Annotated in this window: 23 protein-coding genes; 11 read left to right on the top strand and 12 right to left on the bottom strand. The window is 63.4% G+C overall.

Going from position 1 to position 26,819, the window contains the following annotated elements:
* Nucleotides 1–102: 102 nt before the first annotated feature.
* From AC0L3A_RS23655 to AC0L3A_RS23645, 3 genes are all read right to left on the bottom strand, one after another.
* Nucleotides 103–1,419, bottom strand: a complete 1,317-nt coding sequence (locus AC0L3A_RS23655) for a homoserine dehydrogenase (RefSeq protein WP_007591523.1) — start codon at nucleotides 1,417–1,419, stop codon at nucleotides 103–105.
* Nucleotides 1,420–1,448: 29 nt separating this feature from the next.
* Complete coding sequence (locus tag AC0L3A_RS23650; RefSeq protein ID WP_007591524.1) at nucleotides 1,449–2,669, bottom strand: LL-diaminopimelate aminotransferase; 1,221 nt, start codon at nucleotides 2,667–2,669, stop codon at nucleotides 1,449–1,451.
* A gap of 214 nt (nucleotides 2,670–2,883) precedes the next feature.
* Nucleotides 2,884–3,159: a hypothetical protein gene (locus AC0L3A_RS23645; protein ID WP_035992760.1), complete on the bottom strand. Its 276-nt coding sequence runs from the start codon at nucleotides 3,157–3,159 to the stop codon at nucleotides 2,884–2,886.
* A gap of 255 nt (nucleotides 3,160–3,414) precedes the next feature.
* On the opposite strand from AC0L3A_RS23645, the gene AC0L3A_RS23640 reads away from it, so the two are divergent.
* Both AC0L3A_RS23640 and AC0L3A_RS23635 read left to right on the top strand, forming a co-directional pair.
* Nucleotides 3,415–5,223, top strand: coding sequence for a PHA/PHB synthase family protein (locus tag AC0L3A_RS23640; protein WP_007591526.1), 1,809 nt, complete (start codon nucleotides 3,415–3,417; stop codon nucleotides 5,221–5,223).
* A gap of 65 nt (nucleotides 5,224–5,288) precedes the next feature.
* Complete coding sequence (locus AC0L3A_RS23635) at nucleotides 5,289–5,687, top strand: MAPEG family protein (protein WP_007591527.1); 399 nt, start codon at nucleotides 5,289–5,291, stop codon at nucleotides 5,685–5,687.
* A gap of 22 nt (nucleotides 5,688–5,709) precedes the next feature.
* Here AC0L3A_RS23635 and AC0L3A_RS23630 read toward each other — a convergent pair whose 3' ends face one another.
* The 6 genes from AC0L3A_RS23630 to AC0L3A_RS23605 form a co-directional block, all read right to left on the bottom strand.
* Nucleotides 5,710–6,297 carry a class I SAM-dependent methyltransferase gene (locus tag AC0L3A_RS23630; RefSeq protein ID WP_007591528.1) on the bottom strand — a complete coding sequence of 196 codons (588 nt, stop codon included), beginning with the start codon at nucleotides 6,295–6,297 and terminating at the stop codon, nucleotides 5,710–5,712.
* Nucleotides 6,298–6,427: 130 nt separating this feature from the next.
* Entirely contained in the window at nucleotides 6,428–7,357 is a 930-nt protein-coding gene (gene argC, locus AC0L3A_RS23625) for an N-acetyl-gamma-glutamyl-phosphate reductase (protein ID WP_473255321.1), read from the bottom strand.
* 99 nt (nucleotides 7,358–7,456) lie between these two features.
* Nucleotides 7,457–8,455, bottom strand: a complete 999-nt coding sequence (gene argC, locus AC0L3A_RS23620; protein ID WP_007591530.1) for an N-acetyl-gamma-glutamyl-phosphate reductase — start codon at nucleotides 8,453–8,455, stop codon at nucleotides 7,457–7,459.
* Nucleotides 8,452–9,120, bottom strand: coding sequence for an FMN-binding negative transcriptional regulator (locus AC0L3A_RS23615; protein WP_007591532.1), 669 nt, complete (start codon nucleotides 9,118–9,120; stop codon nucleotides 8,452–8,454). Before AC0L3A_RS23615 ends, argC (AC0L3A_RS23620) begins: the two co-directional genes overlap by 4 nt.
* A gap of 297 nt (nucleotides 9,121–9,417) precedes the next feature.
* Complete coding sequence (locus tag AC0L3A_RS23610) at nucleotides 9,418–12,018, bottom strand: DUF3857 domain-containing protein (RefSeq protein WP_354128172.1); 2,601 nt, start codon at nucleotides 12,016–12,018, stop codon at nucleotides 9,418–9,420.
* 174 nt (nucleotides 12,019–12,192) lie between these two features.
* Nucleotides 12,193–12,723, bottom strand: coding sequence for a DedA family protein (locus AC0L3A_RS23605; protein WP_354128171.1), 531 nt, complete (start codon nucleotides 12,721–12,723; stop codon nucleotides 12,193–12,195).
* A gap of 273 nt (nucleotides 12,724–12,996) precedes the next feature.
* On the opposite strand from AC0L3A_RS23605, the gene parE reads away from it, so the two are divergent.
* From parE to AC0L3A_RS23585, 4 genes are all read left to right on the top strand, one after another.
* Nucleotides 12,997–15,039: a DNA topoisomerase IV subunit B gene (gene parE / locus AC0L3A_RS23600; protein WP_247286189.1), complete on the top strand. Its 2,043-nt coding sequence runs from the start codon at nucleotides 12,997–12,999 to the stop codon at nucleotides 15,037–15,039.
* Nucleotides 15,040–15,519: 480 nt separating this feature from the next.
* Nucleotides 15,520–16,302 (top strand): outer membrane protein, encoded by a 783-nt coding sequence (locus AC0L3A_RS23595; protein WP_007591537.1) that lies wholly within the window; start codon nucleotides 15,520–15,522, stop codon nucleotides 16,300–16,302.
* A gap of 222 nt (nucleotides 16,303–16,524) precedes the next feature.
* On the top strand, nucleotides 16,525–16,710 hold the full coding sequence (locus AC0L3A_RS23590; protein ID WP_007591540.1) for a hypothetical protein: 186 nt from the start codon (nucleotides 16,525–16,527) through the stop codon (nucleotides 16,708–16,710).
* Nucleotides 16,711–16,731: 21 nt separating this feature from the next.
* Complete coding sequence (locus tag AC0L3A_RS23585) at nucleotides 16,732–17,502, top strand: SDR family NAD(P)-dependent oxidoreductase (RefSeq protein WP_007591541.1); 771 nt, start codon at nucleotides 16,732–16,734, stop codon at nucleotides 17,500–17,502.
* A gap of 109 nt (nucleotides 17,503–17,611) precedes the next feature.
* On the opposite strand, the gene AC0L3A_RS23580 is transcribed toward AC0L3A_RS23585, so the two are convergent.
* Nucleotides 17,612–18,379 carry an outer membrane protein gene (locus AC0L3A_RS23580; protein WP_007591542.1) on the bottom strand — a complete coding sequence of 256 codons (768 nt, stop codon included), beginning with the start codon at nucleotides 18,377–18,379 and terminating at the stop codon, nucleotides 17,612–17,614.
* Nucleotides 18,380–18,558: 179 nt separating this feature from the next.
* Nucleotides 18,559–19,776, bottom strand: a complete 1,218-nt coding sequence (locus AC0L3A_RS23575; protein ID WP_473255320.1) for an FAD-dependent oxidoreductase — start codon at nucleotides 19,774–19,776, stop codon at nucleotides 18,559–18,561.
* 151 nt (nucleotides 19,777–19,927) lie between these two features.
* Here AC0L3A_RS23575 and AC0L3A_RS23570 point away from each other — a divergent pair, with 151 nt between their 5' ends.
* The gene (locus tag AC0L3A_RS23570; protein WP_245285860.1) at nucleotides 19,928–20,068 is read left to right on the top strand and encodes a hypothetical protein; all 141 of its coding nucleotides are present in this window, start codon (nucleotides 19,928–19,930) and stop codon (nucleotides 20,066–20,068) included.
* Nucleotides 20,069–20,210: 142 nt separating this feature from the next.
* Here AC0L3A_RS23570 and AC0L3A_RS23565 read toward each other — a convergent pair whose 3' ends face one another.
* Nucleotides 20,211–21,725 (bottom strand): caspase family protein, encoded by a 1,515-nt coding sequence (locus AC0L3A_RS23565; RefSeq protein WP_354128169.1) that lies wholly within the window; start codon nucleotides 21,723–21,725, stop codon nucleotides 20,211–20,213.
* Nucleotides 21,726–21,936: 211 nt separating this feature from the next.
* Between AC0L3A_RS23565 and AC0L3A_RS23560 the strand changes: the two genes are divergently transcribed.
* From AC0L3A_RS23560 to fabA, 4 genes are all read left to right on the top strand, one after another.
* A complete protein-coding gene (locus AC0L3A_RS23560) occupies nucleotides 21,937–22,902 on the top strand; it encodes an AraC family transcriptional regulator (RefSeq protein WP_354128168.1) in 966 nt (321 codons plus the stop codon).
* 298 nt (nucleotides 22,903–23,200) lie between these two features.
* Nucleotides 23,201–24,787 (top strand): DEAD/DEAH box helicase, encoded by a 1,587-nt coding sequence (locus AC0L3A_RS23555; RefSeq protein WP_354128167.1) that lies wholly within the window; start codon nucleotides 23,201–23,203, stop codon nucleotides 24,785–24,787.
* Between the two features lie 166 nt (nucleotides 24,788–24,953).
* Nucleotides 24,954–26,021, top strand: coding sequence for a GGDEF domain-containing protein (locus tag AC0L3A_RS23550; RefSeq protein WP_354128166.1), 1,068 nt, complete (start codon nucleotides 24,954–24,956; stop codon nucleotides 26,019–26,021).
* A 108-nt stretch (nucleotides 26,022–26,129) separates the two neighbouring features.
* The gene (gene fabA, locus AC0L3A_RS23545) at nucleotides 26,130–26,660 is read left to right on the top strand and encodes a bifunctional 3-hydroxydecanoyl-ACP dehydratase/trans-2-decenoyl-ACP isomerase (protein ID WP_354128165.1); all 531 of its coding nucleotides are present in this window, start codon (nucleotides 26,130–26,132) and stop codon (nucleotides 26,658–26,660) included.
* The last annotated feature ends 159 nt before the right edge of the window (nucleotides 26,661–26,819 follow it).

Below are 26,819 nucleotides of genomic sequence, written 5' to 3'. Positions count from 1 at the left end.
TCCGTCGCATCAACTCGTAACACCCACAGTTCGTTCGAACCGTGTCTTATTCTTGGAGCATGACCTTTCCGGAAAACCGCTTCACACTTTTCCAGGTCATGCTCAGTTCTTCTCGATCCTGATGACCTGGGGTCGCCCACTGATCACCTTGTCCTTCTGCACGGCCGCGAGCGCGCGGCGCACGGCGTCCTCGTGCGTGGCATAGGTGATGAGGATGACGGGCACCGGGACCGCCTTGCCGTCTGCCGGCGCAGCGCCGCCATTGGGATGGCGCTGCACGATCGACTCGATCGAAATCTTCTGCTCCGCAAGCCGCGTCGCGATCGCAGCCGCGGTGCCCGGGAAATCGCGTGCCAGAAGTCGGATGTAGTAGCCGCCCTCATGGCGCTCCATCGGCGCCTTCTTGGTATCGCGCAGCTGCGAAATCGGCCGGCCGAACGGATTGGCGCGAATGCCGCGCGCGACGTCGGCGATGTCGGCCACGACGGCGGATGCGGTCGCAGCGCCGCCGGCACCGGGGCCGACCAGCGTGATCGGCGGGATGCCCTCGCCATCAATCGTGACCGCATTGGTGACACCCATCACCTGTGCGATCGACGAGGATTTCGGAACCATGGTCGGATGCACGCGCTGCTCGATGCCCTTGGCGGTGCGAACCGCGACGCCGAGGAGCTTGAGCCGGTAACCGAGATCGTCAGCGGCACGGAGATCTTCCGGCGCGATGGAGGAGATACCTTCGACATACACCGCGCTTTGAGCAACTTTCGTGCCGAAAGCGAGGCTGGCGAGAATGGCGAGCTTTTGCGCGGTATCGTGGCCGTCGACGTCGAAGGACGGATTGGCCTCGGCATAGCCGAGCCGTTGCGCGTCCTTCAGGCATTCGGCGAAGGACAGGCCCTCCTGCTCCATCCGGGTCAAGATGTAATTGCAGGTGCCGTTGAGGATGCCGTAGACCCGGTTGATGCCGGTTCCGGCAAGGCCTTCGCGTAACGTCTTGATGACAGGGATCGCAGCGCCGACGGCTGCCTCGAAATTCAGCGCGCCGCCGTGCTTTTCGGCGGCCTTTGCCAGCTTGAGGCCGTGCTTTGCCAGCAACGCCTTGTTGGCGGTGACGACGGATTTACCGGCAGCGAGCGCGGCCTCGACCGCCGACAAGGCGGGATCGCCGGAGCCCCCCATCAGTTCGACGAAGCAGTCGATGCCGGGATGCGTGGCGAGGGCAAGCGGATCCTTGACCCACTCGACGCCGCGCAGATCGACGCCGCGTTTCTTGGCCTTCGAGCGCGCGGTGACGGCGACGACGCGGATGCCGCGGCCGCTGCGGCCGGCAAGCACGCGCGCCTGCGTTTCAATCAGACGGACAACTTCGGCGCCCACGGTGCCGAGCCCCGCTATGCCCACTTTCAGGGGTGCAACCATGATGCCTTGGAAAACCTGCGGAAGAGAACTTAACGCCGAGTGGCGAGCGGAACGACGTTGTGCAACGTTTCGATGCCGCTTTCAAGGAAGCGGCGCACGCCGCGCGCGGCCTGCCTGATCCGTTGCTCGTTTTCCACCATGGCGATACGGACATATCCTTCACCATGCTCGCCGAAGCCGACGCCGGGCGAGACCGCGACACCGGATTTCTCCACCATCAGGGTCGCGAACTGCATGCTGCCGACGCTGCGGAAGGCTTCCGGCAGCGGCACCCAGGCGAACATCGACGCCTCCGGCGGCGGGATCTCCCAGCCGGCACGGCCGAACGATTCCACCAGCGTGTCGCGCCGCTTGCGGTAGGTGTCGCGCATCTCCTTGATGCAATCGTCCGGTCCGTTCAGCGCGGCGGTCGCTGCGACCTGGATCGGCGTGAACGCACCGTAGTCGAGATAGGATTTGACGCGGCCGAGTGCCGCAATCACGCGCTCGTTGCCGACCGCGAAGCCCATGCGCCAGCCAGCCATCGAATAGGTCTTCGACATCGAGGTGAACTCGACGGCGACGTCCATCGCGCCCGGCACCTGGAGCACCGAGGGCGGCGGGTTGCTTTCGTCGAAATAAACCTCGGCATAAGCGAGATCGGACAGGATCAGGATCTCGTGCTTCTTCGCGAACGCGACCAGGTCCTTGTAGAAGTCGAGGCTCGCAACATAGGCGGTCGGGTTCGAAGGATAGCAGACGACGAGCGCCAGCGGCTTCGGGATCGAATGCACGATCGCTCGCTCGACCGCCTCGAAGAATTGCGGCGTCGGCTCTGAGGGCACCGAGCGGATCACGCCGCCCGCCATCAAGAAGCCGAAGGCGTGAATCGGGTAGCTCGGATTGGGACAAAGGATGACGTCGCCGGGCGCGGTGATCGCCTGCGCCACGTTGGCAAAGCCCTCCTTGGAGCCGAGCGTCGCCACCACCTGGGTGTCGGGATTGAGCTTCACGCCGAAACGGCGGGCGTAGTAGCCGGCCTGGGCCCGGCGCAGCCCGGGGATGCCGCGGGAGGCCGAGTAGCGGTCGGTGCGCGGCTTGCCCAGCGTCTCCTTCAGCTTCTCCAGCACATGCGCCGGCGCCGGCAGGTCCGGATTGCCCATGCCGAGGTCGATGATGTCGGCGCCGGCATTCCGCGCGGCTGCCTTGGCCCGGTTGACCTGTTCGAATACGTAAGGCGGAAGGCGGCGGATGCGGTAAAACTCTTCCATGGCTCTCTCGGCTCCGGGCAACCGGTCAGGACAGAATCGACAGGACATAAAGACCAGGCGGAAGGCGCCTGCGTCCTTCGCGAAAATTACTCAAGATCAAATACTTAGAGCAATTATCGACGACGTTGACTGAAGTCGTTCGCCCTGACTCTCGGCTGAACTAAGGTCTTTTAGCACGGCGAGGCGGAGGCGCCAGCGATTACCTTGCAGGGCCCTATTTCGCGTCCTTGGTGGCGACCGCCTGACGGTCGCGCGCGGCAGCAAGCTCGGCCTCGATCTTGGCGCGTTGGTCCGGCGGGATGACCGCCTGATCGCGATCCGGAGGCAGATCGTGCACCGGCAGATAGCTCCCGGCCTCCCTGGGATGCGCTTGCGCATCGGAAGGCGTCATATCCGCAAGCTGACTCGAGCAGCCGCCTAGGGCGAGCGCCACCATCAGCAGCGCGCCACAGATCCGCCGCGACTTTTGCAGGTCCCTCAACGCCAACACTAGGGAAATCCCCACTTCGTCCCAAAGCACGGCCCCGGGCAACCTTACCCAAGCCCGCGCCCAAGCTCAAACCATTGCTGCCCAAATGGTGCGAGCGAGAAAATAGCCCAGATACCCACCAAGCCGAGCGGTGCGGCTCGATTGTGACGGAACCAAGAAAATTTGTCGCACTGCAACACATCTTCGCGAGTGTTTAACGCCAAACATGCGAGCTTCGCGGTGACGAATACGGAATGAATCGTTACTGTTCTGCTCATGAGTATGGCCACGATCGATACGCCCAAACCCGAGACGAAGTTCGATGCGGAAGCCTTCGCGATGAATGTCGCGCGGGCGATGGAGAGCGGCGGCAAGGCGCTCGCCGCGTACCTGAAGCCGCGCGAAAGCGGCGAGGTGCAGGATCGTCCGCCGGCCGAGCTAGCCGAGGTCGTCAAGACCTTCACCGCCGTCGCCGAATACTGGCTGTCGGATACGTCGCGGTCTTCCGCACTCCAGACCAAGCTCGCCAAGGACTATCTCGACCTCTGGGGCTCGGCGGCGCGCCGCATGGCCGGTCAGGACGCCCCGCCCGCGATCGCGCCCTCGCCGCGCGACAAGCGCTTTGCCGATCCGGAATGGAAGTCGAACCAGTTCTTCGATTTCGTGATGCAGCTTTATCTGCTCACGACCAAATTTGCGCAGGAGCTTGTGCGCGACGCCGAGGGGCTCGATCCGCAGACACGCCGCAAGGCCGAGTTCTACGTCCAGCAGCTCACCAACGCGATGTCGCCGTCCAACTTCGTGCTAACGAATCCGGAAGTGCTGCGCGCGACGGTGGCCAGCAGCGGCGAAAATCTCGCGCGCGGGCTGAAGATGCTGGCCGAGGACATCGCCGCCGGCAAGGGCACGCTGAAGATCCGTCAGTCCGACCCGGACAATCTCGTCGTCGGCGTGAACATGGCGACGACGCCCGGCAAGGTGATCTACCAGAACGAGATGATGCAGCTGATCCAGTATGCGCCGGCGACGGAGAACGTGCTGCGGACGCCGCTCCTGATCATCCCGCCCTGGATCAACAAGTTCTACATCCTCGACCTCAAGCCGGAGAAATCCTACATCAAGTGGTGCGTCGATCAGGGCATCACCGTGTTCGTGATCTCATGGGTCAATCCCGACAAGCGGCTCGGTGCCAAGAGCTGGGAAGACTACATGAAGGAAGGCCCGCTCACGGCGATGGACGTGATCGAGAAGGTCACCGGCGAGATGAAGGTGCACACCGCCGGCTATTGCGTCGGCGGCACCATGCTCGCGACCACGCTGGCCTGGCTCGCCGAGAAGCGCCGCCAGCGTGTGGCGTCCGCGACATTCTTCGCGGCACAGGTCGACTTCACCCATGCCGGTGATTTGCTCGTGTTCGTCGACGAGGAGCAGATCGCATCCCTCGAGCAGGACATGAAGGCGGCCGGCGTGCTCGAAGGCTCGAAGATGGCGATGGCCTTCAACATGCTGCGCTCCAACGATTTGATCTGGTCCTATGTCATCAGCAATTACCTCAAGGGCCAACAGCCGAGCGCGTTCGACCTGCTGCACTGGAATTCGGACGCGACGCGCATGACCGCGTCGAACCATTCGTACTATCTGCGCAATTGCTATCTTGAGAACCGGCTCTCGACCGGCACGTTGGTGCTGGACAACACCTTGCTCGATCTCTCCAAGGTCATGGTGCCGATCTACAATCTCGCAACCCGCGAGGACCATATCGCGCCGGCAGAATCGGTGCTGTACGGCTCCCAGTTCTTCGGCGGTCCGGTGAAATACGTATTGTCCGGCTCGGGCCACATCGCCGGCGTGGTCAATCCGCCCGCCTCGAACAAATACCAGTACTGGACCAACGACAACGTGAAGTCCGCCAATGTCGCCGAGTGGATGAAGGGCGCGGTCGAGCACAAGGGCTCGTGGTGGCCGGACTGGCGGCAATGGCTGGGCGCACTCGATCCCGAGGAAGTCCCGGCCCGCACGGTCGGCAGCGAGGCGTTTCCCCCGATCGAGGACGCGCCCGGCAGCTATGTCAGGGTTCGCGCATAGCAGAATCTTCCGCGCTTTCGTATAAGCTCCACGCCTGCGGCAGAAATTGATGAGGGGACCGGGTTATGACGCGTGAATTGTTCTGGCTGACACTGACGGTGGTCCTGACTGGAATCCTCTGGATTCCCTACACCATCAACCGCTGCCAGATTCGCGGCCTCGGTGGCGCGATGGCCAATCCCTCGCGCACCGACAAGCCGCAGTCGGAATGGGCGAACCGCCTGATGTTCGCGCATGACAATGCCGTCGAGAACCTCGTGCTGTTCGCGCCGCTGGTGCTGATCCTGAACGCCATCGACTATTCCTCGAAATGGACGGTGCTTGCTTGCGCCGTCTATTTCTGGTCCCGCGTCGCGCATCTGATCGTCTATGCGCTCGGGATCCCGGTGTTCCGCACATTGGCCTTCACCGTCGGCTTCATCGCGCAGGCCGTGCTGGCCGTCGCGATCTTCAAGGTGGTTTGAGATCAGGCCTTGTAGTCTGAAATCAGGCCTTGCGAACGACGAGATGCAGCATGTTCGCCGGCGTCTCGTCGAAGCTCTGGATCACGTTCCTGTCCGACGACAGCGTGATCCATGGACCTGCGCTGGCGTAGGTCGCCTCGAGCCATTCCGGCGACGCATAATTGTAATAGCGCCCGAGACTGTCCCGGCCATCGCCCTCGCCCATCTTGTAGCTGGCGTAGAACACGCCTGACGGCCTGAGCGCGCGACGAATCTGCGCCAGGATGCCGGCGAGTTCGTCGCGCGGTACGTGCAGGAGACAGGCGCTGGCCCAGACGCCGTCATAGGCCTCGTGCGCGTCAAGCTGGTCGAACCGCATCGCCTCGACGGCATGACCGAGCCGCTGCGACGCGATCTCGGCCATTTCAGGCGAGCCGTCGGTGGCGCGCACCGAAAAACCTTCGGCCAGCATCACCGCCGAATGATTGCCGGCGCCACAGCCGAGCTCGAGGATCGAGCCGCCGGACGGCAGCAGAGCGAGAAAGCCTCGCAGCCGCGTCGAGGGCGCCTTCGCCCAGTCCGCATAGGACCTGGCGTTGCTCCGATAGAATTGCAGAGTCCCTTGGTCCACGGCGGCCACTCCGATCAGGGAAACAGCGCGATCTGCTCCAGTCCAGCGGTCTCGGGAAATCCGAACATCAGGTTCATGTTCTGGATCGCCTGACCGGCCGAGCCCTTCACCAGATTATCAAGCACCGAAATCACGATGGCGCGGTTCTTGATCCGGTCGGCGATGACACCGATCTGGACATAGTTCGAGCCGCGTACGTTCTGGGTCTGCGGTAGCACGCCCTTCTTGACGACATGCACGAACGGCTCGTTCGCGTAGGCTTTCTCGAGGGCGGCCCGCAAATCGTCCGGCGTCGCGCCATTGAGCTTGACGTAGGACGTGCAGAGCTCGCCCCGCGACATCGGTTGAGATGCGGCGTGAAATTGACGGTCACGCTCGCGCCCGCCGCGACGCCGATCTCTTGTTCGATCTCCGGCGCATGCCGGTGCGTGCCGACCGAATACGGCGAAATCCCCTCGCCCGCCTCGCTGAATAGCGTGTTCTGTTTCAGGCCGCGTCCGGCGCCGGTGACGCCTGACTTGGCGTCGATCAGGATGTCATCGACGTCGATCAGATTTGCTTTCGCCAGCGGCACCAGCGCCAACAACGCTGCCGTCGGATAGCAGCCGGGACAGGCGACCAGCCGCGCCGCGGCAATCTTCTCCCGATAGAATTCGGTCAGGCCGTAAACGGCTTCGCCCTGCAACTCGAGTGCCTGATGTTCGTGGCCGTACCACTGCGCGTAGGTGTCCTTGTCGCGCAGCCGGAAATCGGCGGACATGTCGAGGACCTTGATCTTCGGGTTGGCCTTCAGCACGGCCGCGATGATCTGCTGCGTGGTGCCGTGCGGCAGCCCGCAGAACACCGCATCGAGCTTGCTCCAGTCGACCTCTTCCCATTCCACGAGTTGGGGCAAATCCAGCATGAAGAAATGCGGAAACACCTCGCCCATCGACTTGCCGGCGTGGGTGTTGGCGGTGAGCGCGACGATCTCGGCATTCGGATGCCGCGCCAACAGGCGCACCGCATCGGCCCCGGTGTAACCGGAGGCGCCGAGAATGCCGATCTTCTTCGAGCTCATCACGCGTTCCTTTCAGGCGTCACTGGATCGTCTTGCCGGGCCGAAAGTTGCAGCATCGCTTCGTCCGCCGGGCTGGCCTCGCGAGCAACGCTCGATCGGCTACTCGTCGGCAAGGCCCAACATCAGTCGCATGTTCTGCACGGCCGCGCCGGAGGCGCCCTTGCCGAGATTGTCGAGCCGGGCGACCAGCACCGCTTGGTGATGTTTGTCGCTGGCGAAGACGTAGAGCTCGAGCATATTGGTCTCGTTGAGCGCTTCCGGCTCAAGCTTGCCGCCCTTGGTCGCTTCGTTCTGAAGCGGCATCGCCGAGACGTATTTCGAGCCGGCGTAACGCTTTGCCAGCGCGGCGTGGAGATCGGCGCCGCTGGGCTTGCCGGGCAGCGTGTCGAGCTGGAGCGGCACCGAGACCAGCATGCCCTGCCGGAAATTGCCGACGGAAGGGATGAAGATCGGCCGCCGGGTCAGGTTCGAATAGAGCTGCATCTCCGGCAGATGCTTGTGCTCGAAGCCGAGGCCGTAGAGTTCGAAGGACGGCGCGCTGCCGTCCTCGAAAGTCGCGATCATCGACTTGCCGCCGCCGGAATAGCCGCTCACCGCATTGACGGTGACGGGATAGTCCGCAGGCAGCAGGCCGGCATCGACGATCGGTCGCAGCAGCGCGATCGCGCCGGTCGGATAGCAGCCGGGATTGGAGACCTTCTTCGCAGCCTTGATCTTGCCAGCCTGATCCGGCGTCAGTTCCGGAAAGCCATAGGCCCAGTCGGGCGCGACCCGGTACGCGGTCGAGGCATCCAGCACCCTCGGCCCCGACGGCCCCATGCTGTCGATCAGCGCAACCGTTTCCCTGGCAGCATCGTCCGGCAGGCAGAGGATGACGAGGTCGACCTCCTCCATCAGTGCCTTCTTCGCGGCGGGATCCTTGCGCTTGTCCTCGGCGATCGTCTTCACGACCACGTCGTTCTGCAGCTTCAGCCGCTCGTTGATGCCGAGCCCGGTGGTGCCGGAGCCGCCGTCGACGAAGACGGTGGCGGGCTTCGTCGCAGCGCCCGTCTTCGGGGCGTTTTTGGTGTCAACGAGGCTGGCTTCAGAAAAGGTCATGGCGCGCTCCTTTCGAGCATGTTGGTCTCGGATGCGAAGGCTTCCGGCCTTACGTCCTGCATCAGTTGCGCAATCTCCCTGGCGTCGGCATGGGCTTGCGCGCCAAGAGCGTTGGCGATCGCCGTATAGTCGGCGTCGGACTTGTGCTGGTTGAGCTTGAAGCTGCCTTCGACCTCTTCAACCGCCATGACCAGACCCACGATCGCCTTCTTCATCGCCTCGAGCCGCCCCGCCGTCATCTTGCCCGACGTCCATGGCGTCTTCGGCAACAGCCAGTTTTCGAACTTCTCCCTGAGCGTGTCGATCTGCACCGCCAGCTCGTCATCCGACAGAAGCCGCACCGGCCCGCTGAGATGCACCGACTGGTACAGCCAGGTCGGCACCTGATCCGGCGAGACGTACCAGTCCGGCGACACGTAGGCATCGGGGCCGTTGACCGCGAGCAGCCAGGAGCTCGTCCCGTCCGCAAGCTTTAGCAGGGGATTGTGACGGGCGACATGAAAGGCAGCCTGCGGCGTGCCGTCCGCGGCATAGGTCAGATAGAACGGAATTGGCGAGGCGACCGGCTTGTGGCCGTCGAAGGCGCACACGGTGCCGAAGCCGCGCGTGTCCGCAAATTTCAGGCTCGCGGCGCGGTCTTGCTTGAAAAAGGGTGGCGTGTACATCGTTGTCTCCTGCTGGGCCTCCTTGGGGGCCGCCGGATCAGATCGCGCTGACAGGAGAGAGAATGCCGCGGATCGGATCCAGCGGCAAAGACGATGATCTCAAACGCGATCGACCGCCCAAACCGCTAAAGAGCGGCGGCGGCGGCGGGCGAACAAAATGGTCGCGGCGTTGATCATGGCGGGCGGCTATAAGGCCAGATCGGCGAGCCGTCAAGGTATTGGAACCGGTCATTCCGGGCTGCCGTAGCCAAGAGAGGGGGCCGGTGCGCTCGATCGGCTGGCCTGCACTCGCCGTCGCTACCACCTGGCCATGCCGAGCTGGCTGAAGAGAATCTCCCAAAAGGAACCTGCGCGGGTTAGCTCGTATAAATGGGCGCTTGCCTGGCCGTTTCCAAGATTGGACGCCTTGCTGTACCACTTGATCGCCTGCCGGGTGTCCTTGGACACGCCCGTGCCGCTCTCATACGCCCACCCCAGATTGTATTGGGCCAACCCGTCGTTCTGATCAGCGGCCTTGCGCAGCAAGGATATACCCTTGGCGAGATCCTGCGGCACGCCTTCGCCTTTGATGTGCAAGAGGCCCAGACGTGTTTGCGCGAACGTCAAGCCCTGGTCAGCCGCCTTCGAAAACAGATCGAAAGCCAAAGAGAAGTCTTGGGGAACGCCGCGTCCGTCCCAGTACATAGCTGCAAGTCGGGATTGGCTAAAAGCGTTCCCCTGATCCGCCGCCTTGGCGTACCAGTCGGCCGCCTGCTTCTCGTCGCGAGCTGTACCCAGGCCCATCTCATAGACGTACGCAAGACTCTCCTGGCCGTAGGCATCGCCCTGTTCGGCAGACAGGCGAAACCATTTGATGGCCTCCGCGCTATTGCGCTTAGTCCCACTTCCGTTCCGGTACATCGCTCCCAGATAGAATTGCGCACGTGCGCTTCCGATTTCAGCCAGCGGCTTCAAGCGCTCCATCGCGCGTTCAAAATCATGCGCAAGATATGCGCTCACGCCGTCCTTGAAGTCGGCGCTGACGTCGATGACCGAGGATCCGCCTTTCGAGGTCACGCCGATCAGCCCGTACTTGAACTCGTCAAGCTTATCGAACCCTTTCTCGATTGCCGGAGCAAACTCTGCCGGACAGACCGGCGCATCGAGTGTAAGGCGAAGAACTGCGTTGGAACGAATGGTTCGGCCATCGAGGTCAATGGTACCACTCACGTCAATCCGGCCGTGAACGTCTCCGTAGCCTGTCCTGCCCTCGAAAGTCGCCGAATAGACGACCGGCGCCGGTTTTTCGTAGAAGAAAGTGTTTTCGGGAATCGTGAGCGAAGCGGCCTCGCGGTATTCCATCGGCCGACAAACAAACGGCCGCCCGCTCGCCTGGCGCGCAACCAACCGCAAGAGCGATTGCCTTGGATCCGTCAAAGGCAACATCCTGACGCGCGTGGGCCGATCAACTTCGAGGGCTTTGCTGATCTGAAATGTTGACGTGATGGCGTAGTTGTCCGTCAGCTCGCGCGGATTGGGGTAAGTATAATCACCGGTGCCGGTCAGGCCGGCCTGCTCGATCAGCCGGCTGGCGGCCATCCGCCGATCCGCATCATCCAAGCCCTGCGCGACCACGCGTCCTAATTGTGCACCGACGCCTGTCCCGGACAGGATCGACCGGACCTCGCGCTTCCCGTCCTTGCCAAGGACGTAGTCCGTTTCCGCGGCCAGCCGGAAGCGCGCCGGCTCGGTCATGGGGATGCGGCCCAAGGCACCTCTGTCGATGTTGAGGACCGGCTTGCCCGCAAGCTCCGGCGGCAGCGATCCGAAGGCAAAGAGAGAGGCTGTCGGATCGAGGTACTGGTCAATCTCCGGGACGTAAGCGATCGCGTGGTCAAAATTTGGCGTCGCCACTTCGGTGAGCATGTACCTTGCGTCCGAGTTCACCGCGACCAGATTGGCTTCTATGCCCTGGGCGGCGAGCAGCGCCTTGAACAGTGTCGCGTGCGCCTTGCAGTCGCCATAGCGCGACGCAAGCACGGCCGAGGCGGGCTGAGACGTCCAGCCGCCGTCCTCGAGGCCAATGCCGACGTAGCGGATATTACGGGCCACCCAATTGTAGATGCGCTCGATCTTCGCGCGTGCGCCGATGGCGTCGCCGACGATCTCCTGCGAAAGTCGTGTAATCCTCTCATCCGGTCGCGCCATGGGGGCGTTGCGGGAGTTCAGCGTCGCCGCGAAAGCGGAATAGTCAGCAAACGTGCTCACCTCGAAACGCTCTGCACCCGCGAGAGTCTCCTCGTCGATCTGCCGGGGTCTCGGCGCGTCTCGCCGGAAACGCACCCGATGGATGATCCGATCGTTCACTCTCTCTTCATGGTGCTCGACGTTGCGCAATGCGATCCGCAGCGGCCTGGATGCCGGTCCGTCAACGGTCACTTCGAGTAACTCGGGTGGCTGGTTAGCCGGCTCGCTCCAAAAGCGCGCAAACTCACCCGGAAATCTCGGCTGCTTGGCCTTGTAGACCAGACGCCCGCGGATGCTGTCGCCGGGAGCAACATGCGGAAAGGCGATGATCCTGTCGCGCACCTCGTCGAAATAGGGAGATGAGGAATCTGTCGATGCCGGTTGATCGCGAATGGCGCGCTGATCCACCGCGACCACGCCGCCGTCTGCCTTGAGAGTGGCAAGCTCGATTGACGTCAAATCGTCAAAATAGCTGTTGTATTGAAAACGTTGCTGCGCGATGGCTGCTGCGCCCTTCTCGTCGAGCGCCTTGATTTCGAACTCGAAGACCTCGGTGCTGAGCCCGTTCTCATCGAAGCTAACGGCATCGCGGGCCACCGTTCGGCGCCAGCCCGGGTCGATCCAGCCGGGCCTACCGTCGCTATCCGGTGACTCGGCGGCACGCAGTTTCATGCACGGCGACGAGAGTAGCGATGCTGCCAGAAAAGCTGAACAAATTCGTACGATCATATGCTGAGCGCTCGGCCGTCAGGTCGGCAGCTCAACTAGCAGGTGAAAATTACCAGCCGCACTCTCGGAAAGAACAACTTTTAAGTTTCTCCACGACCTTCCAAGCCGCGCGCTTTGTCACACCACGCGCCAGAGCCATTCCATGATCTTCGCGATCACGTCGCCGAACAGCAGCAGCGCCGCCGACCAGATCAGCGCCGAGACGAAATTGGCGGCCTGGAAGCTCCAATAGGGCATCTCGAAAATGCCGGCTGCAAGTGGCACGGAGGCACGCAAGGGGCCGAAGAAGCGTCCGATGAAAATGCTCGGCACGCCCCAGCTGCGCACGAAAGCCTCACCCCTGGGCAGGAGTTCCGGATAGCGCGAGAGCGGCCACATCTGGGCGACATGCTCCTTGTAGCGATAGCCGAACCAGTAGGAGACCCAGTCCCCGAGTGCTGCGCCGATGCCGCCGGCGATCCAGACCGGGTAGAAGCTGATGCCGCTCACCCCGATCAGCGCGCCGATCGCGACCAGCGCGCCCCAGGCCGGGATCAGCAGCGAGATGAACGCGAGTGACTCCCCGAAGGCGAGCACGAACACGATGGGAGCTGCCCACGTCTGATGAGCGCGCACGAAATCGGCCAGCGCGTGCGCATACTGCTCCATTCAAAATAGCCTTTCCGCCCTGCCTGAAGGTGCTGCTCGATGAAAAGGACTGGTAAGCCAAGGACTTGTGTGACATCAAGTCACAAAGTCCGATCCAGACCGGACCGGAACGTCACATTGGCGGGAATTGATGGGGCTGCGGCGTAAAATCGCCGGGATTGGCTCCCAACCACACCGCCCGGCCCGGCCTGCGATAACCTTTCCAGGTCAGAAGTGGCATAGTCGGCCCAACCGATTCGCCGCTCATGCGGCCCTCAAAGCGCATAAAGATATATGTCCAAGCAGTTGAAGCCCAAAGCAAAAGACGATTTTTTCGGCGGCGATGAGCCCAAGCCCCGCGCCGCCAAGGCCGCCCCACGTGCGGGCGGCGCCGAGGCCGACTACACGGCAGCCGACATCGAGGTGCTCGAAGGTCTGGAACCGGTGCGCCGCCGGCCCGGAATGTATATCGGCGGCACCGACGAGAAGGCGCTGCATCACCTCTTCGCCGAAGTTATCGACAACTCGATGGACGAGGCGCTGGCGGGGCACGCGACCTTCATCGGAGTCGAGTTGAGCGCGGACGGCTTTTTGACCGTCACAGACAACGGCCGCGGCATCCCGATCGATCCGCATCCAAAATTCCCGAAGAAGTCGGCGCTCGAAGTCATCATGTGCACGCTGCATTCGGGCGGCAAGTTCGACTCCAAGGTCTACGAGACCTCGGGCGGCCTGCACGGCGTCGGCATCTCCGTGGTGAACGCCCTCTCCTCGCTGCTCGAGGTCGAGGTCGCGCGCAGCCAGAAACTCTATCGCATGACGTTCGAGCGCGGGCACCCGAAGGGCAAGCTCGAGGATCTCGGCAAGATCAACAACCGCCGCGGAACCCGCGTGCGCTTCAAGCCGGACACCGATATCTTCGGTGCCAAAGCCGCGTTCAAGCCGCAGCGCCTGTTCAAGATGACGCGTTCGAAGGCGTATCTGTTCGGCGGTGTCGAGATCCGCTGGAATTGCGCGCCCGAACTGCTCAAAGGCGTCGACGACGTGCCGGCGGAAGCGACGTTCCACTTTCCAGGTGGGCTCAAGGACTATCTGGCCGCCGCGATCCATGCCGACACGCTGGTGCATCCCGACATCTTCTCCGGCAAATCGGGCCGCAACGGCGCGCATGGCGCCTGCGAATGGGCGGTGGCTTGGACCGCGGATGCCGACGGCTTCCTCTCCTCCTACACCAACACCGTGCCCACGCCCGACGGCGGTACGCACGAATCCGGCCTGCGCAGCGCGCTGCTGCGCGGCCTGAAGGATCACGCCGAGCGCGTCGGCCAGGGAAAGCGCGCGTCGTCCATTACGTCTGAAGATGTGATGGTCGGCGCAGCCGTGATGCTCTCGGTATTCGTGCGCGAGCCCGAATTCCAGGGCCAGACCAAGGATCGCCTTGCCACGGCCGAAGCGCAGCGCATCGTCGAACAGGCGATGAAGGATCCGTTCGACCATTGGCTGTCGGGCAATCCGAACCAGGCGAACAGGCTGCTCGACTTCGTGGTTGACCGCGCCGAGGAGCGGCTGCGCCGCCGGCAAGAGAAGGAGACCGCGCGCAAGACCGCCGGCAAGAAGCTGCGTCTGCCCGGGAAGCTCGCCGATTGCAGCGATGCCGGTCTGGACGGCTCGGAACTCTTCATCGTCGAGGGAGACTCGGCCGGCGGCAGCGCCAAGCAGGCGCGCGACCGCAAAACCCAGGCCGTGCTGCCGCTGCGCGGCAAGATCCTCAACGTCGCGTCCGCCGGCAAGGACAAGCTGACGGCAAATACGCAGCTCGCCGACCTCGTGCAGGCGATCGGCTGCGGGATGCTCGCGCAGTATCGCGAAGAGGATCTGCGCTATCAGCGCATCATCATCATGACCGACGCCGATGTCGACGGTGCGCACATCGCTTCGCTGCTGATCACCTTCTTCTACCGGCAGATGCCGCGGCTGATCGACGAAGGCCATCTCTTCCTCGCCGTGCCGCCGCTCTACAAGCTGACCAACGGCACGAAGTCGGTCTACGCCCGCGATGACGCGCACAAGGCAGCGCTGATCAAGAGCGAGTTCAACGCCAACGCCAAGGTGGAGGTCAATCGCTTCAAAGGCCTCGGCGAAATGATGCCGGCGCAGCTCAAGGAAACCACCATGGATCCGGCAAAGCGGACCATGCTGAAAGTGGTTCTGCTCGCCGACGACCGCGACACCACGGCGGATTCGGTGGAGCGCTTGATGGGCACCAAGGCCGAAGCGCGCTTCGCGTTCATCTCGGACAAGGCCGAATTCGCCAATGACGATTTGCTGGACGTCTGATCCGCAGGCGCTACCCGGTCGTATCCCATCCAGAGCCCCGGCATGAAGCCCGGGGCTCTTTTGTTTTTGGGGACGACAACCGCTCTTTCCCGCCGATCCTGCCCGCCGATCCTGCCCGACCATCCTGCCAACGGTCCGCCTCGATTTCGGTGATTCCCTGCCTCGTCGCATCGCGACTCGGCCAACGACTCACCCAGTCAGGCTGATGCAGGATTGCCTCCGTTTCGGACAAAGCCGGATTCACTAACGAGAAGTTACCAAAATACAAATCGCAAAATTCGGCGTATCACTTTGATAATGCAGGGTTATTTCATACTTCGACAGCGACACTCGGAATCCCTGCCGTGCGGCGTTTCCCGGCAACTGTGCCTGCTCTGCAACAGCATTTCGGAGAGAAGCAGGTATAGTCCGGGACATCAGATGACACGGACTTCAGTGCGCTCGCGCCTGCCAGACAGACCAAAGCTTGGGGATTTTAAGATGAAGAAGATTTTGCTCGCACTGACCGCGGTTGCCGCGATGACCGGTTCGGCCTCGGCCGCTGACCTTGGCGCCCGTCCCTACGTGAAGGCCCCGATGGCAGCGCCTGTCGCCAGCTGGACCGGCTTCTATCTCTTCGGCGGCGCCGGCGGCGGCCTCTCGGCCGCTGACCAGCGCGTGCAGACCACGGTCGGCGCAGTTCCCCTGACGATCGATCAGCGCCAGGGTGGCTCGGGCTGGTTCGGCACCGTCGGTCTCGGCTACGACTGGCAGTTCAGCGGCACCTGGGTCGCCGGCGTATTCGCTGACGGTCAGTTCGGCAGCATCCGTGCTACCATCCAGGATCCGATCGCTGGCATCACTGGCAACCAGAAGCTGGAAGATTCCTGGGCCGCTGGTGTCCGCCTCGGCTGGCTGGTCGCTCCGAACGTTCTCTCCTACGTCAACGGCGGTTACTCGGGCGCTCACTTCGGCCAGACCAACTTCATGACCCTGGCCGGCGTGCCCGCCGGTATCCATCTCAACAGCTACAACCGCAATGGCTGGTTCGTCGGCGGCGGCGTCGAGAACAACCTGAACATCTTCGGCATCCAGTCGCCCGGCTGGTTCATGAAGACCGAATATCGCTCGGCCTTCTACAACGCCAAGACCCAGAACGAACTGTTCGATGCTGGCAACGTCCTTGTGGGCCGCGACATCCGCGCCAACACCTGGAACCAGACGATCTCGACTTCGCTGGTCTACCGCTTCAACTGGACCGGTCCGGTCGTCGCGAAGTACTGATCTGATCTGACCTAATCTTCAGACGTCAAAGCCCCGGCATCGCCGGGGCTTTTTCGTTGTACGGTGCTTCAGCGGACCTTGCGTGGACATGCATTCACCCTGCGGCCTGCATCAGCAGCCATTGTATCCCGACCACGGCTACGGCTAGTCTCCCGGCAAGTTTTCGGGCCGCGGCTATCGTCATGCTGCGGCACGACAGAGCGGACCAATGGGGAGGAATGCATGCGCAGATTTCTGCTTGTAGCAGGCCTGTTTGCCCTTGCCGTCGGGCTGCTCTGGATCGGACAGGGCACGGGCACCGTCGCGTGGCCGCGATCGAGCTTCATGGTCAACCAGTTGCAATGGGCCGGCTATGGCGCAGCCATGGCCGGCTTCGGGCTGGTGCTGATCTGGCAGAGCAACCAATAAAAGAAACCAGGGAATAGCAGCATGACATCCAGTCGGTTCGATCTCCGCGGCAAGGTCGCGATCGTCACGGGAGGCAATGGCGGCATCGGGCTCGGCATGGCCCGTGGCCTCGCCGACGCCGGCGCCAACATCGCCGTGGTCGGACGCAACGAAGCCAAATCTACCGCCGCCGTTGCCGATCTCAGTCAACGCGGCGTGAAGGCGATCAGTGTTCCCACCGACGTCACCGACAAGGCGGCCATCGCCGCGATGGTCGAGCGTGTCGTCGGGGACCTCGGCCGCATCGACATCCTCATCAACAATGCCGGCATGAGCATCCGCAAGCCGCCGCACGAGCTCGAGCTCGACGAGTGGAATACGGTGATCAACACCAACCTCACCAGCGCCTTCCTGTGCTCGAAGCTGGCCTATCCGGCGCTGAAGGCGTCCGGCAACGGCAAGGTGATCAACATCGGCTCGATGATGTCGATCTTCGGCGCGAGCTTCGCGACGGCCTACGCGGCGAGCAAGGGCGGCATCGTTCAGTACACGCGCGCCTGCGCCAACGCATGGGCGCCCGACAACATCCAGGTCAATGCCATCCTGCCGGGCTGGATCGACACTGACCTGACCCGCGGTGCGCGGCAGCAGGTATCGGGATTGCACGAGCGGGTGCTGGCACGCACGCCTGCGGGGCGGTGGGGCGACATCGACGATTTCGCCGGCATTACCGTGTTCCTTGCCTCGTCCGCCTCTAACTTCGTCACCGGCACCGCGATCCCCGTCGATGGCGGGTTCTCGGTGATGGCGTAGATCGTACGCGATAAACCTGCACACAAAAAAGAAGCCCCGGACAATGCCGGGGCTTTTGAATTTGGGTAGTGATCGTCTTTTATGGCTGCTTGGTCGTTCGTTGACCCACTCAGTAGCGGGCGATGACTGGCGCGTCGAACTTGTAGCTGGCGCGCACGACGGCCCACTGGATGTCGCGCGGCTTGGCATCGAAGCTGTAGTTGCCCGACGTGCCGCCAAGTTGATAGGTCTGGCTGGCGAAGGCTGCGTAGTTGTATTCGAGGCCGACGATCCAGTTGCGGGTGATGCCGTATTCCCAGCCGGCACCGACGGTCCAGCCGTTGGCCCAATGGGTTTGACCGCCGGAACCGGTGGCCGGACCGACCGTATCGGTGACCGACAGACGGTTGTTCACGCCGGCATAGCCGCCTTTGATGTAGAACAGGTTGTTCTGCACGGCGAAGCCCGCGCGACCGACGACGGTGGCAAGCACATTGGCGCGCCAATCAAAGACGTTGCCGCCCGGAGCAAATGCCGTGTTCACGACCGTGCCCTTGTTGTCGAGGCCGGAGATCGTGCCTTCCATACCGAAGACGTAGTTGTTGGCCTGCCAGTTGTAGCCGATCTGGGCGCCGCCCATGATGCCGGCGCTGCGCTGACGGTAGCCCTGCCCCAGGGTCAGATCGCCGAACGGCGCGCCGGTCCCGTTGTTGATGAACTGCTCGTTGGTCCATGCGCCGCCGATGTGGCCGCCGACATAGAAGCCGGTCCAGTTGAACATCGACTCCATATAGGCCGGCGCCTTCGTGTAGCGCGCGCCGAGATCGGCGGCGGAAGCGGCGCCCGTCGAAACCAGAGCGGTCGTGCAGGCGAAGGCGGCAATCAACTTGGTACGCATGGTACACCCCGTGTCCTTTGATGGGTGCACGCTCACACGCAGGTCTTACTCAAATTTGAATCAAGACAGTTAAGACGCCGGATTGGCAAGCAGCGCGCCTTCAATCCATCTGAACTGTTGTACGCAGGCAACGCCCTGAGCGCGATTTAACGCCGCGTTATCCCTACCGGGTCCTTGCGCTACCGTGCCGCCGCAGCCTTCGACTGCACGTGCTCGGGCCGGACGCCAAGCGCGATCAGGCGCGCCGGAATGCCCTGGAGCCACGGCAGCGCGGTGATCAGGCGCACGATCAGCGGCACTTTCAACGGCCGGTCGCCGCCTCGCAAGGCGCCGCTGATGATGTTGTTCTGCACGATCATCTGCATTCGCTGCGTCATCTTCACCGGGAATTCGCGGCGACGGCGCACGGCGTCGAGCTCGTTCTCCGACGGACAGCCGTGCTGCAGCTTGTCCGCCAGCAAATTTGCGGTCGCGACCGCATCCTGCACGGCGAGATTGACGCCGACGCCGCCGACCGGCGACATCGCATGGGCGGCGTCGCCGATGAGAAGCAGGCCCGGCTGCGTCCAGCGCTTCAGGCGGTTGATCGCAACGGTCAGCAGCTTGAAATCGTCGAAGCTCTTCACGTCGGCAATGCCGTTCTTCAGGATCGGCGCCATGCGGACGACCTCGTCAAGCAGCGCCTGCAATCCCCTCGCCTTCACCGCGTCGTATTGTCCCTTGGCGATGACATAGGCGCACTGCCAATAGTCGCCGCGGTCGAAGGTGATCATCATCTTGCCGGGCTCGACGCGCGCGAACACGTTCTCGGTCTCGTTCGCCTTGCGGCCGACGCGAAACCACAGCACGTCCATTGGCGCGCCGATCTCCTCGACCTCGAGGCCGGAATGCTGTCGCACGGTCGAATGCCGGCCGTCACAGGCGATGGTGAGATCGGCTTCGATGTCCACGATGCCATCAGGCGTGTTCGCCCGCACGCCGGCGATGGTCTCGCCGTGGCGGATCAGATCGACGGCCTCCGTGTTCATCATCACCTTCAGCGAAGCGAAGCGCTGGCCGGCCTCGCGCAGGAAATTCAGGAAATCCCATTGCGGCATGAAAGCGATGAACGGGTACTTGGTGCGGAGGCGGCTGAGATCGGCGATGCGAACGCGGGGACCGCCGAACAGGCCGTCCATCTTCTGCAAGCGCTGATGCGGCAGCTTCAGAAATCCGTCGATCAGGCCGAGCTCGTCCATCACCTGGAGTGTCGAGGGATGCACGGTGTCGCCGCGGAAGTCGCGGAAGAAATCCGCATGCTTCTCCAGCACCACAACATCGATGCCGGCGCGCCCGAGGAGATAGCCGAGCATCATGCCGGCCGGTCCGCCGCCGACGATGCAGCACCGCACTTTCAACGAAGAGCCCTGGGGATGCTGCGAGGTACGGGTTTCACGGCCGGGCCCTCATTTACGGGTCAAGGTTTCTGTGCAGTGCAGCAAGCAAGATTCATTTGCCGCGATTGTGAATGGCCGTTAGCCTTGCCACCAATTCCGACTGATTCAGGACATGGCAGTGCAGACAATCCTCATACTGCTCGGCGTCTGGATCCTGATCAACGTGCTTTTCGTCTTGATCATGATCGCACCGCGCAGGCCGCCGCTTGCGCCGGTGCGCATCGAACAGAACGGTTATCCGTACGAGGAGTAGGAGAAGTTCCTGCTGCGCCGCGTCATCATCTCGATCGCGATGGGCGCGTTCTTCTTGCCGACTCCGCCCTTGATCGAGGCCGTCAAGCGCTTCATCAGGAAGCGCCGCGAATAGCTACGGCGGACGCGTCCTGCTCGACACCTCAATTGTTGCTGCGGTTCGCGCTGCGGAAGCTCTTGATCTCCGACACGCTGCCGTCGCGATAGGTCAGCTCCACCGAGATGAACTGCGTTGCCGGCGCGAGCTTCATGTAGAGCGGCATGCCGGCGCTGATCGCGCTGGGATCGCGCATGTCGCAGCCCGGCATCTTCAAGACCTGGTTCGGAACGGCGGTGTCGATGCCGATGCGCACCTCGCGGATGGCGCAGCGGTAGGACACGAGGTGCGTGTAGTAGACCAGCAGCCCGTTGAACTCGCGGAATGACAGCCAGCTCGTCGCGGTCATGTCGAGGATCTTGCGCTGGTCGCGGATCAGCGCGGCTTCGGGATTGAACCTGATCGGGAACGGGCCCTGCATGTCACCGGACTGGTCGACATAGCGGACCTCGATGGTGCCGGCTTGCGCGTCCGGCGGCAATTCGATCGACGGGTTCGGCATTCTCTTGCGCGTGCGCGGGTCGAGCGTATCGATGAAGCCGGTTTCGCGGAAGTCGCCATTGCCGGCCATGCGCCAGGAAACGCCGAGGGTCGGATCGGCAAAGGAGAACACCACGCTCCAGCCGCCATTGTGGCGCGAGAAGCTCGCGATCGGCGCGTTGGTGGTCTCCTCCTTCGGCACGCGCGGCACCGAGACCGGTGGCAGCGCCGCGAGCTTCTGCGCCGGCGGATCGGCCGGGCGCGCGGCGGCATCCTTCGCGACGCCGCCGAGGAAGACGTCATCGACCATCTGATCGAAATAGACCGGCACTTGCCTGTGCTTGACGGTGTCGGCCATCTCGCTGACGAGACGGCGCGTACGCTGCGCCACTTGCACCAGGTTCTCGCCGGGCTGGAGCAGTTCCTTGGCGAAGGTGCGCGTAAACACCGAATTGGGATTGGCGTCGTCATTGGAGAGACGGTCGAGCGCGGTCTGGCGCGGGCCCGCGGAGAAGACCGAGAACACGCCTTCGGGCAGCTGCACCATCGAGGCAAGCCCGCCGCCACCGGCGACGGCGCGGGTACCCTTGCGCTCGAACGGGTTGTTGCGGCAGGCGTCGAACACCAGGATCGAGGTTCGCGCCTTCTTGTTCTGGAGGCGCTCGACGATGCGATCGGCCAGGATGGAGGCGTCACGCACCAGCTCTTCCTGCCCTTCCGTGGCCGCCGGCACGTCCGTCGGCAGCAGGTAGTTCTGGCCTGCGATTTCGAAGCCGTGGCCGGCATAGAAGAAGAACGCGGTGTCGCCGGGCTCGATCGTCCGATCGAACGCGAGCAGCGTCTCCGAAAATTGCTGCCGGCTCTGGTTTTCGGCGACCATCACCGAGAAGCCGAGCTGCTTTAGCGTATCGCCCATGGTGCGGGCGTCGTTGACCGCCTTGAGCAGTTTCGGAACATTCCTGTAGTCGTTGTTGCCGACGACGAGCGCAACGCGCTTCTCGGCACAGGCGGGAAGCGCGAAACCGCTGAGGCCGGCCGCGAGGCCAAGCGCTGCCAGTACTCTGAAAAGCCGACGCGTCATCGAAAATCCCTCAAGAACAGCCCACGCCGGTTCCTTCGAACAGCGGTTCATGGGAACCGCGTCGTTGATGTGATAGTCGGCCCAGCCATAGCGCTGGTTCAACAGCCCTGAGGACTCAGGTTCTGTCGTCTAGCCTATGGCAGATCCCGCTGGAATCTGCTTTTTCTCAATCAATTCTTGTGGGCAATTCCGCTGGAAGCGAGGGGCCGCCGTGTATCGCTGGTGCACCGACGAGGTCGAGCCGCACGATCGCTTCGACTTTTGGCGCGAGGTGCGCGCCAAGGGCCTGTTCGGCGTCACCGCCGAACTCGAGCGCGAACGCCGCGCCGACTTCTTCGGCGAATTCTCGCTGCGTCAGCTTGGCGGAGCGGGCCTCGTCGAGCTGAAGGCCTCGCACTACAATGTCGAGCGCAGCATGACCGACATCGCTCACGCGCCGGGCGACAGCATCTGCGTCTATCAGCAGCTTGGCAGCGGCGGCTGGTTCGGCGGCATGCGCGGCAGCGATTTCACGATCGCCAATGGCAGCTTCGCCACCAGCCATACGGACCTGCCCTATCGCACGACGCCCCTCGGCGCAGGAGGCTTCCACCTGCGGATCCTGAAGATTCCCGTGATCGGCCTCTCCACGCAGGACAAGCGCATGCGCGAGCTTGCGCCCCGGACGTTCGACGATTCCACCCTGGCGCCCCTGCTTGGCGCCTGCTTCGCCGATCTCGGTGCGGTTGCCGCAGGTGACGACGGCGCCGCCGATGCCGCTTCCCTCGTCCAGGCTTTAGCCCATCTGGCGTTGATCGAGCGCGGCATCCTGCGGTCCAGCGGCCGCCTCGGGCAGGCCGCGCTGCGGACCGCCCGGCTCTCGCACGCACGGCGCCTGATCGCGCGCCACCTGCAAGACCCAAATCTGGCGCCGACCATGGTGGCCGACCTGCTCGGCATCTCCGTGCGTCACCTGCATATGCTGTTCGAAAGCGCGGCCAAGAGTTTCTCGCAAACCGTGACGGAGGAACGCCTGAACCGGAGCCGCCGCTTGATGCGCGAAGCCCCGGACCGGTTGATCGCCGACATCGCGACCTCCTGCGGCTTCGACAGCCTCGCGACCTATTACCGAGTCTTCAACGCCGCCTACGGGATGGCCCCCGGCGACTTCCGGGCCCAAGGTTCGGAAGGACGTTAGCCGACGTTTGGACAGCTCCGGCCGATCGCCGGATTGGGCGGAAAACCGCAGCCTCGCCCGCTATTTGGGCGAAAACCTCAGGTTTTTTAGGGCCTTCCCGCGCCTGCTCCATTGACTTTGGCCGATTCCCGCCTATGTTCCGTGGCGACGCGGCTCAGATCGAAGAGCGATTCCTGAGCCTGGCGCTTTGTTCGCGTGAGTCAGCACCCCCAGCTTCTTTGAGAGCGCGCCGTTTCGGGGTGGAACGCGACAGCCTTATTACCCTCGATTCCGAACGGCGGTTTCGACCAGAGGCTCAATGTCTTTTACCCATCTCGGACTATCCGAAAAAGTCCTCGCCGCAGTGGCGGCCACCGGTTACACCACCCCCACCCCCATTCAGGAACAGGCGATCCCTCACGTCCTCGCTCGCAAGGACGTGCTCGGCATCGCCCAGACCGGCACCGGCAAGACCGCGGCCTTCGTGCTGCCGATGCTCACCATTCTTGAAAAGGGCCGCGCCCGGGCGCGCATGCCGCGCACCCTGATCCTCGAGCCGACCCGCGAACTCGCGGCGCAGGTGAAGGAAAACTTCGACCGCTACGGCGCGGGCCAGAAACTCAACGTCGCCCTCCTGATCGGCGGCGTTTCCTTCGGCGACCAAGATGCCAAGCTGACGCGCGGCGTTGACGTGCTGATCGCAACTCCCGGCCGCCTGCTCGACCACACGGAGCGCGGCGGCCTGCTGCTCACCGGCGTCGAGCTGCTCGTCATCGACGAAGCCGACCGCATGCTGGACATGGGCTTCATTCCCGACATCGAGCGCGTCTGCAAGCTCGTCCCGTTCACGCGGCAGACCCTGTTCTTCACCGCGACCATGCCGCCGGAGATCCGGCGCATCACCGAAACCTTCCTGCACAATCCGCAGAAGGTCGAGGTATCGAAGCCTGCCACGACCGCTGTCACCGTTACGCAGTGCCAGGTCCCGGCCGGGCGCGAGGCGCACGAGAAGCGCGAGCTGCTTCGCCGACTGCTGCGCGAGGCCAAGGATCTCCAGAACGCGATCATCTTCTGCAATCGCAAACGCGACGTCGCCGTCGTTCACAAATCGCTGCAAAAGCACGGCTTCAGCGTCGGTGCGCTTCATGGCGACATGGACCAGTCGGCCCGCACGGCGGCACTCGAGCAGTTCCGCAAGGGCGAGCTGCCCCTCCTGGTCGCGTCCGACGTCGCCGCCCGCGGCCTCGACATCCCCGAGGTCAGCCACGTCTTCAATTTCGACGTTCCCCACCATCCCGACGACTATGTCCATCGCGTCGGCCGCACCGGTCGCGCAGGCCGGTCCGGCATGGCGATCTCGCTCGTTACGCCGCTCGACCAGAAGTCGATGGTGGCGATCGAGAAGCTGATCGGCCAGAGCATTCCGCGCGCCGAAGGCGATTTCGAAGTCCGCACCGATGCATCCGATGCGAGCGAGCGTCCGCGCGAGCAGCGCGGCCGTGAACGTTCACGCGGCGGACGCGGCAAGCCGCAGCGCGGTCGCGATCGCGAACGCAGCCATGAGCCGCGCGAACCACGTGGCGAGGCACAGCCTTCTGTCGAAGCACGGTCCGTTCCCGAGGCAAGGCCCGCTTCCGAAGCAAAGCCCGCGCGCGAGGCAAGACCTTCGCGTGAAGCAAGACCTTCGCGTGAAGCCAGACCTTCGCGTGAGGCAAGACCTCCGCGCGAAGCCAGGCCAGCATCCGAGCCGCGTGACGGTGCGCGCCAGCAGGCCAATCCGTCGCATGTGCCGTCGATCGGCCGTCCCGAGCCGCGCCGCCAACGCGAGGCCGACAGCGAGCCGGGCGACCACTCGCATCTGCCGGCATTTCTGCTGCGTCCGGTTCGCTCCCCCGCCGGCGCCTGAAGCACGATACGCGCCCGGCTTTGGTTGAAACCAAGCTGGCGCGCACTTTTTCGGATGCATTCGTGGACGTATATTTACGGGGCGTTCACGATCGTCCGTTAGCCTACGAACATAATTTAAGTATTGCTGCGGTCGCCGGCACGCTGATCGCTGTGGGGTATGTTCCGTGGTCAAGGTGCTCGACGAACACGAACGCACGATGGCGTTCGCCGAGGTAGCGCTCGGTCAGATCCGATCGCTACGGCAGACGGCAATTCCCCGCAATTACGAGATCTGGTACGTCTACGCCACCGGCTACAACGCTCCACTCAACAAGATCATCAACGAGACGCTGGCGCGGAGCGGCAAGCTCACCGAAGCCGATCTCGATCAGATCTACGAGACCTACCTCTCCCACATCAAGACTACCGACCGCATCGACAAGGTCGGCGCGCGCGTCATCGGCGAGATCGACGACGTGATGAAGGTCCTCGGCGACGCGCTCGGGATGACCGGCTCCTACGATGCCAGCCTGTCGGGCGCGACCGAAAAGCTGTCATCGGCCAAGAGCCGCGAGCAGCTCAAGTCGATCGTCGAGACGCTGCTGCATTCGACCCGCGAGATGCGCGAGACCAACAAGGCGCTGGAAGACCGGCTGACGCTGTCGAAGAGCGAGATCAGCAACCTCCAGCAGAGCCTGGAGGCGATCCGCGCAGAGAGCCTCACCGATCCGCTGACGGGGCTCGGCAACCGCAAATATTTCGATCGCATGATCGACATGGCCGTGGAAGGCGCGCTCGCCTCCGGTGAGCCGCTGTCGCTGCTGCTGGTCGACATCGATCATTTCAAGTCGTTCAACGATTCCTACGGTCATCTCACCGGCGACCAGGTGCTGCGGCTGGTCGGCCTGTCGCTGAAGCAGACCATCAAGGGCCAGGACATCACCGCCCGCTATGGCGGCGAGGAATTCGCGGTCGTGCTGCCCAACACCGCGCTGCGCCAGGCCCTCACGGTGGCCGATCACATCCGCCGCGCGGTGATGGCCAAGGAATTGAAAAAGAAGTCCACCGGCGAAATCCTCGGCCGCGTCACCATCTCGGTCGGCGTCTCCATGCTCAAGCCGGGCGACGACACCGATGCGCTGATCGAACGCGCGGATGCCTGCCTCTACGCCGCCAAACGCAACGGCCGCAACCGCGTGATCTGCGAGGCCGATCCGGAATTCGCAGTCGAGACGCACAACCGGGTGGCGTGACGCCGAAGCCACGCACCGCCACCCGCGCTTGACATTCTGACCGGACGAACGACATCTCTCTCGCCGCCTTGAGGGGTCCGCCCGCGAGCATCCGGAGGACTTGTCGTCTTGCCCAACCCGCATGATTTTCACACGCCGCAACCGTCCTACACGAGGGATGAGCTGCTGAGATCGAGCGAGGGCGGCTATTTCGGCCCGGGCAATGCGCAATTACCGGCGCCGCCGATGCTGATGATGGATCGCATCACGGAGATCAGCCTGGACGGCGGCGAGTTCGGCAAGGGCCATATCGTCGGCGAGCTCGACATCGCGCCGGGCCATTGGTTCTTCGATTGCCACTATCGCGGCGATGCCACGATGCCGGCCTCTCTGGGGCTGGATGCCATGTGGCAGATGGTCGGCTATTGGCTGGGATGGTCGGGCTCCCCGGGCAAGGGCCGCGCCATCGGCGTCGGCGAGGTCGCGTGCACGGGCGAGGTCACGCCGAACGCGCAACGCGTGCGCTACGAAGTCTCCATGAGGATGGTCCGGCGCGGCAAGCTGGTGCTCGGAATTGCCGACGGTCGCGTGCTGGCCGACGGCATCTGCGTCTTCACCGCCACGGACATGCGGGTTGGTCTGACCAAGACCGTGGAGTGAAGTCGTAGGGTGAGGCAAAGCGAAGCGTGCCCACCATTACAGGTCGCAATCGCGGGAAGATGGTGGGCACGGCGCTAAGCGCCTTTGCCCACCCTTGTAATAGCGCGATCAGTTATTCTCGACCTGTTCCGTGAGGAATGGCCTGCCGCGGTTTGCACC

Source organism: Bradyrhizobium sp. MI1.3, from assembly GCF_055811695.1.
This window is presented reverse-complemented; position numbering and strand designations above follow the sequence as displayed.